Raw genomic sequence first — 11647 nt, 5'->3', positions numbered from 1 at the left:
GCAGAGAAACCATGATCGTCATCGGCGGCGGGCTGGGCGGCCTGTCCACCGCCTGCTACGCCCAGATGAACGGCTACCGCAGCACCGTCGTGGAGATGCACGAGATCCCCGGCGGCTGCTGCACCGGCTGGGACCGCGGCAACTTCACCTTCGACTGCTGCATCAGCTGGCTGCTCGGCTGCGGACCGGGCAACGAGATGCACCAGATCTGGCTCGAACTCGGCGCGCTGCAGGGCAAGCAGATGCGCCACTTCGACGTGTTCAACATCGTGCGCACCGAACACGGCGAGGTCTACTTCTACTCCGACCCGGACCGGTTGGAGGCCCACCTGCTGGAGATCTCCCCCGAGGACGCCCGCCCCGTCCGGGAGTTCTGCGCGGGCCTGCGCAAGTTCCGCGCCTGCCTGGCGAGTTACCCGTTCCTCAAGCCGGTCGGGCTGATGGGCACGGTGGAGCGCTGGCGGATGCTGGCCGGCTTCCTGCCGTACTTCAACGTCATCCGGCGCTCCATCGGCACCCTGATGACCGACTACTCGGCGCGGTTCAGGCACCCGCTGCTGCGCGAGGCGTTCAACTACATCCTGTACGAGCGCCACCCGGCCTTCCCGGTGCTGCCGTTCTACTTCCAACTGGCCTGCCACGCCGACCTCTCCGCCGGCGTCCCCGAGGGCGGCTCGCTGGGCCTCGCCCACTCGATCGAACAGCGCTACCGGCGGCTCGGCGGCGAGATCCACTACAACGCCAAGGTGACGGAGGTGCTGGTCGAGGACGACCGGGCGATCGGCGTCCGGCTCAGCGACGGGCGCGAGCTGTACGCGGACATCGTGGTCTCCGCCGCCGACGGCCGGACCACCGTGATGGACCTCCTCAAGGGGCGCTACCTCGGCGACACCTACCGGGAGTTGTACACCAGCACCATCACGGAGCCGGGCATGGTCTTCCCCGGGTACGTCACCGTCTTCCTGGGCCTGCGCCGGCCCTTCCCCGACGGCGAGCCGTGCACCACCTACCTGCTCGACCAGGACCGGGCCGCCGCCCTGACCGGCATCCGCCACCCCAGCATCAACGTGCAGTTCCGCAGCCGGCACTACCCCGAGCTCTCCCCGCCGGACACCACCGTCGTCTACGCCAGCTACTTCTGCGACATCGCCCCCTGGCGGGCCCTCAGCACCGGCCCGGAGCAGCAGAGCCGGATGCGCCGCGGCGAGGAGCTGCACACCCTGCCGACCGGGCGCGGCAAGGCCTACCAGACCGCCAAGCGCCAGGTCCGGGACACCGTCGTGGACTTCCTCGACCAGCGCTACCCCGGGCTGAAGGCCGCCGTCGCCGTCAAGGACGTCTCCACGCCGCTCACCCAGGTCCGCTACACCGGCAACTACGACGGCACCGTGCTCGGCTGGCAGCCGTTCGTGACCAGCGGCGAGACGCTGGAGCAGGAGATGAAGCGCAACGGCCCGGTCCTGCCCGGCCTGCGGAACTTCTACCTCTCCGGGGTCTGGGCGACCACCGGCGGGCTGATCCGGGCCGCCGCCGCCGGCCGGCACGTCATGCAGTTCGTCTGCCGCGACGACGGCCTGCCGTTCCGGGCCGAGATCGACCGCAGCGCGCCCCTGCCCACCCATCTCGTCGTCCCCGTGGACCGTCGAGCCGTAGACCGTCGATCCGTTGATCCGTCGATCCGTTGAGGAGAGCGCCCGTGCAGATCGCCAAGTGGGTCGTCCAGGAACACCTCGAAGGGGTGCCGGACGTCGAGCGGATGTACCGGAAGGTGGTCGAGGACGTCGACGTCGACCTCGCGGACGACGAGATGCTGTTCCGCACCCGGTACCTCTCGCTCGACCCCTACCTGCACGGCATCACCCTGGACACCCCGCTCGGCGACCTGATGGGCGGCGACGCCGTGATGGAGGTGCTGGCGGCCGGGCCGCGCGCCCGGTTCACGGTGGGCGACCTGGTCCAGGGCTACGGCGGCTGGTGCACCCACCTGGTCGGCACCGGCGCGGAACGGCCGTGGCAGACCGGGACCTTCCCGATGGTCTTCCCGGCGTTCCGCCGCCTCGACCCCGCGCACTACGACGACGCCCTGCCGGTCAGCACCGCCCTGGGCATCCTGGGCGGCTCCGGCATGACCGCCTGGGGCACGATGACCAAGTTCATGGCCGTCGAACCGGACCACACCGTCCTGGTCAGCGGCGCGACCGGCTCCGTCGGCTCGCTGTTCGGACAGCTCGCCGCCCGGGCCGGCGCCCGGGTGATCGGCACCACCGGCTCCGAGCAGAAGGCCGACTACCTCGCCGACCTGGGCATCGAACCCGTCGTCTACCGGCACGGCGACGACCCCGAGCGGATCGGCGACCTGCTGCGCAAGGCCGCGCCCGGCGGCATCGACCGGTACCTCGACAACCTGGGCGGCGCCGTCACCGACGCGGCGTTCGCCATGCTGAACGTCCACAGCCGGGTCGCGGTCTGCTGGCAGTGGGCCACCCAGGTCGGCAACGACCACACCGGGCTCCGCCTGCTGCCGTACATCCTGTTCCCGCGCACCACCATCCGCGGCATCTTCGCGCCCGAGTGGTTCACCGAACCCAACTGGGCCGCGCTCCGCGCCGAGGTCGGCGCCCTGGTCCGCAGCGGCGGGATCCGCTACCGGCAGACCGTCCACCACGGCTTCGACGCCATCCCCACCGCCTACCGGAGCCTGTACGGCGACGGCCGCGCCGCCAACCGCGGCAAGGTCGTCGTCGAACTCTGAACCGGGCGACCGCAGCGCCACCGCGACCCACAGGAGGAACCGTGCGACCGTCCCGGAAGTTCGGACAGGTCACCACCCAGGGCCCGACCCCGAGCGACGCCGCGCTGCCGCCGGCCCTGCCCTACCCGGACGGCTGGGCGGCGCTCGCCTTCACCGCCGAACTGACCCGAGGCACCGTGCTGACCCGACGACTCGCCGGCCAGGACGTCGTGCTGTACCGGCAGCGCGACGGCCGCGTCCGGGCCGTCCGCCCCTACTGTCCGCACCTGGGCGCCCACCTCGGCCTGGCGAAGGTGGCCGGCAACGACCTGGTCTGCCCCTTCCACCGCTTCGCCTTCGGCCCGGACGGCGGCTGCGTGCGCACCGGCTACGGCACCCCGCCGCCGCCCAAGGCCGCCCTGACCCACCTTCCGGTGCGCGAGGTCAACGACGCCGTCTTCGTCTGGCGCCACCACGACGGCCGGGAACCCGACTGGGAGCTCCCCGCCTGGCACGTCCTCGGCAACCTGCCCGCCCGGCACGCCACTTGGGAGATGGCCGGCTACGCCCAGGACGTCATGGAGAACTCCGTGGACGTCGGGCACTTCCAGACCCTGCACGGCTGGTCCCGCGGCGAACTCGCCGCTCCCGTCGCGTTCGGCGACGTGAGCTTCCACGTCTCGATGCGGGTGCAGGAGGAGTTCCCGCTGATCGGCCGACGCCAGGTCGACGTCGAGGTCGACGGCTACGGCCTGAGCTGCCTGCACACCGACATCCACACGCCGGCGCTCGGCCTGGAGATGTGCTCCCTGGTGATGGCCACCCAGACCGCGCCCGGCCGGATGCAGTTCCGGCAGGCCAGCCGCTTCCTGGTGACCGAACCGTCCGTCCTGCCACCGGCGTTGGCCCGCACCGTCAGCCGCTCGCTGACCCGGCTGCTGGCCGGCCCGATGTTCAGGTTCAGCTGCGAGTTCACCGCCGCGGACTTCCCGATCTGGTCCACCAAGCAGTATCTTTCCCGCCCGCGGCTCGCCGCCGGCGACGGCCCGATCGGCCCGTTCCGGCGCTGGTCCCGGCAGTTCTACCCGCCCGACCGCACCAACGGCCGACTCCCGCAGCCGACCGTCCCGCTCGTCGCCGTCACTCCCGAGGAAGGCCCCGACCATGGCCAGACCACCCGAACCGGGCACACCCGCCCCTGAGTTCACCCTGCCCGGAGTCCAGTTCGACGGAGACACCGCCCACCGCCGCGAGTACCGCCTCGCCGACGCCAAGGGCAGCCCGCTCGTCCTGGCCTTCTACCCGGGCGACGACACCCTGGTCTGCACCCGCCAGCTCTGCTCCTACAACTCCGACCTCGCCCGCTTCACCGACCTCGGCGCGGCCGTCTGGTGCATCAGCGGCCAGGACCTCGACAGCCACGAACGCTTCGCCCGCAAGCGCGAGTTGCACCTCCCCCTGCTGACCGACACCGGCGAGGCCCTGGCCAGGTCCTGGGGCATCACCGCTCCGGGCATCGGCCTGCGCCGCTCGGTCTTCGTCCTCGACGCCGCCGGCATCGTCCGCTGGCGCCACATCGCGCTGGCCGGCCTGACCTACCGCAGCACCGACACCCTGATCGAGCAACTGGCCGCGCTGTCCTCCGGCGACGCCGAGGCGACGCCCGCGGGCTGACCCGGCGTCGGAACACGAGTGCGCCTCCGCCGAGCGGCGGAGGCGCACTCGTGACGGCCGCCTACCGGACGACGACCACCGGGCAGCTCGCGTGCTGGACGCAGTGCTGGCTGACGGAGCCGAGCAGGGCCTTGGCGAAGCCGTGGTGGCCGCGGTTGCCGAGCACCAGGAGCTCGGCGCCTTCGGCGGCCTCCAGGAGGATCTGGGCGGCGTTGCCGGACTCGACCCGTTCGCGGATCTCGACGCCGTGCTCCGCGGCCTCCTGGGCGACGGTCTCGGCGAGGGTCTTCGCGGCGGACGCGGCGATGTCCGCGTCGACGACGGGGACGCTCCAGCCGAACGCGGCCGGGTACTCCCAGGTGGTGATCGCCTCGACGGTGGCGCCGACCACGGCCGCCTGGCGGGCCGCCCACCGCAGGGCCGCCCGGGAGGACGCCGATCCGTCGACGCCCACCACGATCCGTCGCTGTGCCGTCCTGTCCATGGTGTTTCCTTTCGGGTCTGTGGGGAGGAACCGGGGCGCGTTCAGGCGCGCAGGTCGAAGACCAGGCGGGCGGCGACCTTGCCGCTCAGCACCTCGTCGAAGCAGCCGTTCACCTCGTCCAGCCGACGGGTCTCGCGGATCACCCGGGTGCGGCCGAGGGAGTGCAGCCGGAACACCTCGGCCAGGTCCTCGCGGGTGCCGACGATCGAGCCGATCACCGAGGTGCCGTTCAACACCGTGTCGAACACCGGCAGTTCGAGCGTCCCGTCGGCCGGGAGAGCCACCAGGACGAGCGTGCCGCCGCGGCGCAGCGAGCCGTACGCGGCACGGAACGAGTCGTTGCTGACGGCGAGGGCGATCGCCGCGTGGGCGCCGCCGAGCGCCTGGACCTCGGCGGCGACGTCCTGGAACCGGGCGTCCAGGACGTGGTCGGCGCCGAGTTCGCGGGCCAGGGCCAGCTTCTCGTCGGTGACGTCGACGGCGATGGTCTCGGCGCCGAAGATCCGGGCGTACTGCAGGGCGAGGTGGCCGAGGCCGCCGATGCCGGAGATCAGCACCCGGGTGCCGGGGCGGGCGCCGGAGACCTTGAGCGCCTTGTAGGTGGTGACGCCGGCGCAGGTCAGCGGGGCGGCGTCCAGCGGGTCGACGCCGTCGGGGACGGGCACCACGTAGTCGCCGTGGGCGAGCGCGTACTCGGCGTAGGCGCCGTCCACCGAGTAGCCGCTGTTGTGCTGGGCCCGGCAGAGCGTCTCCCGGCCGGCCACGCAGTGGTCGCAGCGGCCGCAGGCGTCGGCGAGCCAGGCGATGGCGACCCGCTCGCCGATCCGCACGTGCCGCACCTCTTCGCCGATCGCCTCCACGATGCCGACGCCCTCGTGGCCGGGGACGAACGGCAGGCCGGGCTGCACCGGCCAGTCGCCGCGGGCGGCGTGGATGTCGGTGTGGCACAGCCCGCAGGCCTCCAGCCGGACCAGGACCTGCCGCGAGTCCGGGGTCGGGACGGGACGGTCCTCGACGGCGAGCGGTTCGGTGAACGCGTGGACGACGGCGGCCTTCATGATGGTCCTGCCCTTCTGACCGTGGCGGAGCGGCCCCGGTGTGCACCGGCTGCCGCGCTGTCTCCATCCCACCTCGCCGGCCCGGCCGTCCGCTGGGGCCGGGCGGTGCACCGCATCGAGGCCGAAGGTCCCCGGACCGGCGACGATGGTCTCCCTGCGACCGATCCGCCCGGGCAAAGGCAGCTGGAGACCCCCGGCGACCAGGGGCCGACTGCCGAGTGACAGCTCGGACTTCGACTGGATAAGGTGTGCCGCTTCGAGGACACGGCGGGTCGGGGAGAGACGCCGTGCAGGGAGGAGGATCAGGAACGGTGGGGGATTATCAGGACCGGCCCGCGATGCCCGGGTACGGCCCGGCAGCCATGGGCAGACCGGCCGGGGCGCCGGTCGGGTTCATCGTCGTGGTGGTGCTGTTCGCGGTGCTCGGCGCCCTGGTCGACGCGCTGTTCTCGTTCGGAATGCTGTTCGCCACGGACAGCTGCGGCACCGGGAGTCCGGACGGCTCGGCGGCGGTGTGCAACCCCGCCGTGTGGGCGCTCACCGTCGCCCTTCCGTGGGCCGGCCTGCTGGCGGCCGTGGTGCTCGCCTCCGTGGGCGCCGTCCGGGCCCGGCGTCGCGGGCGCTCGCCCTGGCGCGCGCTGCCCGTCGCCGTGGCGGTCTACCTGCTGGCCTGCGGCGTGGCCTACCTGGTGGTCTTCGGTCCCTGACCGACTACGGTGCTGCGTAGGCGCGTTCCAGGGTGAGCAGGTGATCCGCGTGGGCCGCCACCAGGGGCAGGTCGTGGCTGACCAGGAGGACGGCGAGGCCCCGGGCGGCACGGAGGTCGCCGAGGAGGTCCATGATGCCGTCGGCGGTGGCGGCGTCGAGGGCCGAGGTGATCTCGTCGCACAGCAGGACGTCGGGTTCGGCGGCCAGCGCCCGGGCGACGGAGACCCGCTGGCGCTGGCCGCCGGAGAGCTCGTCGGGGCGGCGTCCGGCGTGGTCGGGGGTGAGGCCGACGGCGATGAGCAGTTCGGCGACCCGGGCCTCGCACTCGTCGGCGGAGCGGGCGAAGTGGAGCTTCAGCGGCCTGGCGAGGGTGGCGCCGACGGTGTGGGCGGGGTTGAGCGCGCCGAGCGGGTTCTGCGGGACGAGTTGGATGCGCCGGCGCTGGTCGCGGGTGCGCCGACGGTAGGAGGCGGCCAGGGGTTCGCCGTCGAGGGTGATGCGGCCGGCGTCGGGGCGGTGCAGGCCGGCCAGGGTGCGCAGCAGCGTGGTCTTGCCGCAGCCCGAGGGGCCGGTGATCCCGGTCAACGTGCCGGGACGGAGCGAGAGTTCGAGGCCGGTGAGGACCTGACGGCGGGTCCGGCCGGCGCCCACCCGGGCGTCGAGCGCCGTCACGTCGACGACCGGCGCGGCCTCGACGGAGCTGCGGACCGGCGCGGGCTTCGCGCGACGGGGGCCGGCGACAGCGGGCCGCAGCACCGACGTCTCGTCGGCGCAGCGGGCGACGAACTCGGTGTCGTGGCTGCTGAGCGCGACGGCGATGCGGTCGCGGTCGGCCAGCTCGCGCAGCAGGTCGGCGATCTCGTCGCGCAGGGCGGCGTCCAGTCCGGCGGTGGGTTCGTCGAGGAGCAGGATCGCGGGCCGGCGGGCGAGGGCGCGGGCCAGCGCGACGCGGCGCTGCTGTCCGCCGGACAGGCTCCCGGGGCGGCGGTGTTCGAGGCCCTCGTCGGTGGGGAGCCGGACGGCCCGCAGCAGCTCCGGCACGGAGATTCGGCGGGGCTGCGGGGCGGTCTCGGCGACGAGCCGGGCGACCCGCATGCGGGGGTTGAGTCCGGAGCCCGGGTCCTGGCCGAGGAAGGCGAGGCGGTGGCGGCGCAGTCGGCGCAGTTCCTCGGGCGGGAGGGCGAGGATGTCGTGACCGAGGACGGTGAGGCTCCCCTCCGCACGGCGCGCGCCCGGGGGGAGGGCGCCGACGAGGGCGCGCAGCAGGGTGGTCTTGCCGGCGCCGGAGGGGCCGGTGACGGCGGTGATCCGGCCGGGGCGGAGGGTGAGTTCGGCGTCCACGAGCAGCGGGGTGTCCCCGAGGGCGATGGAGAGGCCGGCGGCGCGGGCGGCGGGTTCGGTGGTGCTCACAGCGGGGTCTCCGGGGTGGGCCGGGCGGGGGCGAGCGCCTCGGCGGCGAGGTTGACGCCGATGGCGAGCAGGCCGATGGCGAGGCAGGGCGCGGCGACGGCCCACGGGTTGAGGGTGATCCCGGCGGCGTTCTCCCGGATCATCAACGCCCAGTCCGCTTCGGGAGGTCGGGGGCCGAGTTGGAGGAACGCGGCGACCGAGACCAGGTAGACGCCTTCGACGAAGCGCAGACCGAACAGCGCGAGCAGGGTGGCGCGCAGGTTGGGGAGGACCTGGTGGAACGTCAGGTGCCGGAGCGTCTCGCCGCCGGCGGCCGCGGCTTCGACGAAGCCGGTGGCGGCGACGGGGGCGGCCGCGGCGGCGACGATCCGGACCGCGTAGGGGATCCCGAGCAGGGTGGCGGCGACCGCGACGGCGAGCCGGCCGCCGCCGGGCCAGGCCAGGGCGACGAGCATGACGGCGAGCACGGGCGGCAGCAGGATCGTCAGGTCCGCGGCACGTTCGATCCACCGGCCGAGGGCCGGGCGCAGCACCGCGACGATGCCGACGGCGGTGGCGGCCGCGGTGACGGCCAGCGCGATGGCCAGGGCGGTGGCGATCAGGGGTGCGCCGCCGGTCAGCAGGCGGCTGAGGACGTCCCGGCCGAGCTGGTCGCCGCCGAGCGGTGCGCCGTCGCCCGCTCCGGCGTACGGGAAGGTGACGGGGGTGTCGATCGGGTGCGGGGCGAGCAGCGGCCCGGCGAGCGCGAGGGCGACCAGGGTGAGCGCGGGGGCCGAACGGAGCAGCACCCGCCGGGTGGTGGGCGCGGGGGCGGTCATCGTCGCTCTTCTCCGAGAGTGGTGGTGCGGACGAGGTCGGCGAGCAGCAGGAGCGCACTGACGGCGGCGCCGGCGGCGGCCACCACTCCGGCGACCAGCGGCGTGTCGCGGTCGGTGATCGCCCCGGCCAGGACGGCGCCGATGCCCGGGTAGTTGAAGAGGGTCTCGACGACGACGGCGCCGCCCAGCAGCATCCCGGCGGAGGTGGCGATGCCGACGGCGACGGCGGGCAGCGCGCCCGGCAGCACGTGGCGGGCGAGGATGCGCCGGCGGGGCAGGCCGTCGAGGACGGCGGCCCGGACGTGCGGCAGGGCCGCCTGGTCGGCGAGCGCGCCGCGGACGATCCGGGTGTTCCAGCCGACCTGGGGGACCGTCAGGGCCAGCAGCGGCAGCACGATCATGGTCCAGCTCTCGGGTCTGCCGTCCGGCCCGGTGAGGGTGACGGCGGGCAGCCAGCCGGTCCACCGGGACAGCAGCAGGAGCAGCGCGACGGAGACCACGAACTCCGGCAGCGCGAACGCCGCGGTGGACAGGGCGTCGACGGCCCGGTCGACGCGGCCGCCGGGGCGCAGCGCGGCCCAGCCGCCGAAGGCGAGCGCGCCGGCGGTGCTCAGGACGAGGGCGAGGCCGCCGAGCAGCAGGGTGTTGGGGAACGGCCCGGCCAGCACGTCGGTGACGGGCCGGCCGTGCGCGGTGGTCCCCAGGTCGCCGGTGGGCAGGCCGGTCATCCAGTCCCCGAAGCGTTCGGCGACCGGGCGGTCGAGGCCCATGGCGGCGCGCCGGGCGGCGAGGTCGGCGGCGCCGACGCCCCGGTCGGAGCTCGCGCCGGCGGCATCGCCGGGCAGCAGCTCGACGGCGGCGAACACGACCGCCAGCAGGACGACCAGCATCAGTACGCGCCGGGCGGCCTGCCGGGCGACCCGGCCCGCGCCGGGGAGGACGCGGGCCGGGAGACCGGACGCCCGGGGCGCGGTCAACGCGCCAGCCAGGTCTTTTCGAGCTGGACGCGGCCGTAGCCGGGCAGCCCGGGCAGGTCGCGGACGGCCGCGCCGGCCAGGTCGATGCCGTCGGCCATGCCCCACAGCAGGTAGCCGGACCCGGCGAACTCGATCTCCTGGAGCCGGTGCAGCAGTTTGTCGCGCTCGGCGGCGTCGGCGGTGCCCATGGCCGTGCGGTAGGTCTCGTCGAAGCTCGGCTCGTTCCAGCCGGACTCGTTCTGGCCGGCGTCCGAGAGCATCGTCTTGGAGGCGAAGAACACCACCGAGTCGTTGGTGCCCCAGTAGCTGGTGTAGAGCGTGCCCTTGAGCCAGGTGTCGTCCCAGAAGACCTTGGAGTCCTGCTTCACCACGTCGATCTTCACACCGGCCTCGCGGACCTGGGTGGCGAACAGCGTCGCGGACTCCGCCAGGCCGGCGATGTCCTCGGTGGTGACCAGGTCGTAGGTCTTCGCGGTGTCGAAGCCGGCGTCGGCGAGCAGCTGCCGGGCCCTGGCCAGGTCCCGGGTGCGCTGCGGGATGTCCTTGGCGAAGGCCGGGTCGCCGGTGCCGAGGATGTCGTTGGCGACGGTGCCGTAGCCGGACAGCACCTGCCTGACCATGGCGTCGCGGTCGACGGCGAGCTTGAGCGCCTCGCGCACCCGCGGATCGGCGAACGGACCGTCGGCGGTGCGCATCACCACGGGCATCGCCATGTCGTTGGGCCGGCGGACGATCCGGACGTCCTTGCGGGCCTCGGCCGTCCGGGCGGCGACGGCGCCGACGTTGGAGGCGACGTCGATCTGCCCGGCCAGCAGGGCGTTGGCCATCGCCTGCGGGCTCTCGAACAGCCGCACCTCGACGGCGTCCAGCAGGACCTGGCCGCCGTACCAGTGGTCGTTGCGCACCAGGCGGGCGTTGCCGTCGCGGTACCAGTCGAGCTTGAACGGTCCGGTGCCCGGGGCGCCGGCGATCGCGTCGTCCGCGGTGTCCTTCTTCAGCACGAAGGTGGTCAGCCGGGTCAGCAGCGGCAGGTCGGCGTTGGGGTAGTCGGAGACCAGGACGACCGTCCGGGCGTCCTCCGCCGTGATGCTCTCGGGCCGGATGCCGGGCAGCCGGCTCCGGCCGGCCGGGGTGTTGCGCAGGCGCTTCAGCGACCAGACCACGTCGTCGGCGGTGACCGGGGCGCCGTCGTGGAAGGCGGCGCCGTCGGCCAGGGTGAAGCGCCAGGTCCGCAGGTCCGGCGAGGGCTTCCAGGAGGCGGCCAGGCGGGGGGCGGTGTTGGTGCTCGCCCCCGGTATCGCCAGCGTGTCGTAGATCAGGCTGATGATCAGGTAGTCGCTCTCGTTCGCCTGGCTGCCGTGCGGATCCCGGGTGACGGCGGAGGCCTTCCCGAGCGCACCGACCTTCAACGTCCCACCCGGGCGCGGCTGTTGGCCGGACTCGCCGGAGGACGCGGCACCCTCGCCGCCGCCGTTGCCGCCACCGCAGGCGGCAAGCACGCCGACCGCCCCCGCTCCGGCTCCGGCCCACAGCAGCTGTCGTCTGGTGACGCCCACGTTCGATCCTCGTCTCGGGTCCGCGCTCTACTTGCTGAGGTTTGCCTACCCTAAGTTCGACGCCCGCCGCAAGCCCGCCGCCCCAGTGCCAGCCATCCACCGGACCGCCAACTTCCTTGATTTCCAGGCCAGTTGACTACACATCAAACAAACTCCATCGCCAGCGATCGAATAAGTAAGGGTTGCCTAACCTCAAAGTCGTTGTTACGTTTCGTGCCGTCCGGCGGTTCG

11 protein-coding genes are annotated in these 11647 nt (G+C 73.5%); 5 read left to right on the top strand and 6 right to left on the bottom strand.

Going from position 1 to position 11647, the window contains the following annotated elements; genetic code table 11:
* Positions 1-11: 11 nt before the first annotated feature.
* The 4 genes from CG736_RS12240 to CG736_RS12225 are packed head-to-tail and all read left to right on the top strand — an operon-like array spanning position 12 to position 4405.
* Positions 12-1685: an NAD(P)/FAD-dependent oxidoreductase gene (locus CG736_RS12240; RefSeq protein ID WP_100586208.1), complete on the top strand. Its 1674-nt coding sequence runs from the start codon at positions 12-14 to the stop codon at positions 1683-1685.
* A gap of 11 nt (positions 1686-1696) precedes the next feature.
* Entirely contained in the window at positions 1697-2752 is a 1056-nt protein-coding gene (locus CG736_RS12235; protein ID WP_100586207.1) for an NADP-dependent oxidoreductase, read from the top strand.
* A gap of 41 nt (positions 2753-2793) precedes the next feature.
* Complete coding sequence (locus CG736_RS12230; RefSeq protein WP_100586206.1) at positions 2794-3933, top strand: Rieske 2Fe-2S domain-containing protein; 1140 nt, start codon at positions 2794-2796, stop codon at positions 3931-3933.
* A complete protein-coding gene (locus CG736_RS12225; protein ID WP_100586205.1) occupies positions 3896-4405 on the top strand; it encodes a peroxiredoxin in 510 nt (169 codons plus the stop codon). The genes CG736_RS12230 and CG736_RS12225 overlap by 38 nt, the downstream gene beginning before the upstream one ends.
* Positions 4406-4466: 61 nt before the next feature.
* Here the strand turns inward: CG736_RS12225 and CG736_RS12220 are convergent, their stop codons facing one another.
* Together CG736_RS12220 and adhP are read right to left on the bottom strand one after the other, a co-directional pair.
* Positions 4467-4889 carry a universal stress protein gene (locus tag CG736_RS12220; protein ID WP_100586204.1) on the bottom strand — a complete coding sequence of 141 codons (423 nt, stop codon included), beginning with the start codon at positions 4887-4889 and terminating at the stop codon, positions 4467-4469.
* A gap of 41 nt (positions 4890-4930) precedes the next feature.
* Positions 4931-5947, bottom strand: a complete 1017-nt coding sequence (gene adhP / locus CG736_RS12215) for an alcohol dehydrogenase AdhP (protein ID WP_100586203.1) — start codon at positions 5945-5947, stop codon at positions 4931-4933.
* 311 nt (positions 5948-6258) lie between these two features.
* Here adhP and CG736_RS12210 point away from each other — a divergent pair, with 311 nt between their 5' ends.
* Positions 6259-6654: a hypothetical protein gene (locus tag CG736_RS12210; protein ID WP_157815539.1), complete on the top strand. Its 396-nt coding sequence runs from the start codon at positions 6259-6261 to the stop codon at positions 6652-6654.
* A gap of 4 nt (positions 6655-6658) precedes the next feature.
* Here the strand turns inward: CG736_RS12210 and CG736_RS12205 are convergent, their stop codons facing one another.
* Genes CG736_RS12205 through CG736_RS12190 form a run of 4 tightly spaced genes read right to left on the bottom strand, consistent with a single transcriptional unit; the run spans position 6659 to position 11416 of the window.
* Positions 6659-8065, bottom strand: coding sequence for an ABC transporter ATP-binding protein (locus tag CG736_RS12205; RefSeq protein ID WP_100586201.1), 1407 nt, complete (start codon positions 8063-8065; stop codon positions 6659-6661).
* Positions 8062-8883, bottom strand: coding sequence for an ABC transporter permease subunit (locus CG736_RS12200; protein ID WP_100586200.1), 822 nt, complete (start codon positions 8881-8883; stop codon positions 8062-8064). The genes CG736_RS12205 and CG736_RS12200 overlap by 4 nt, the downstream gene beginning before the upstream one ends.
* A complete protein-coding gene (locus tag CG736_RS12195) occupies positions 8880-9860 on the bottom strand; it encodes an ABC transporter permease (RefSeq protein WP_255418999.1) in 981 nt (326 codons plus the stop codon). Before CG736_RS12195 ends, CG736_RS12200 begins: the two co-directional genes overlap by 4 nt.
* Positions 9857-11416 carry an ABC transporter substrate-binding protein gene (locus CG736_RS12190; RefSeq protein ID WP_100586199.1) on the bottom strand — a complete coding sequence of 520 codons (1560 nt, stop codon included), beginning with the start codon at positions 11414-11416 and terminating at the stop codon, positions 9857-9859. The genes CG736_RS12195 and CG736_RS12190 overlap by 4 nt, the downstream gene beginning before the upstream one ends.
* Between the last annotated feature and the right edge of the window lie 231 nt (positions 11417-11647).

Origin of the sequence: Kitasatospora sp. CB02891 (assembly GCF_002803145.1) — a bacterium.
Lineage (GTDB): Bacteria > Actinomycetota > Actinomycetes > Streptomycetales > Streptomycetaceae > Kitasatospora > Kitasatospora griseola.
The sequence above is the reverse complement of the archived record's forward strand: the minus strand, read 5'-3'. Positions and strand labels throughout refer to the sequence as shown.

Bases quoted from the DNA above. Each gene is read 5' to 3' on its own strand.
- CG736_RS12220 (WP_100586204.1), bottom strand. From the start codon at position 4,889: ATGGACAGGACGGCACAGCGACGGATCGTGGTGGGCGTCGACGGATCG.
- adhP (WP_100586203.1), bottom strand. From the start codon at position 5,947: ATGAAGGCCGCCGTCGTCCACGCGTTCACCGAACCGCTCGCCGTCGAG.
- CG736_RS12200 (WP_100586200.1), bottom strand. From the start codon at position 8,883: ATGACCGCCCCCGCGCCCACCACCCGGCGGGTGCTGCTCCGTTCGGCC.
- CG736_RS12240 (WP_100586208.1), top strand. From the start codon at position 12: ATGATCGTCATCGGCGGCGGGCTGGGCGGCCTGTCCACCGCCTGCTAC.
- CG736_RS12225 (WP_100586205.1), top strand. From the start codon at position 3,896: ATGGCCAGACCACCCGAACCGGGCACACCCGCCCCTGAGTTCACCCTG.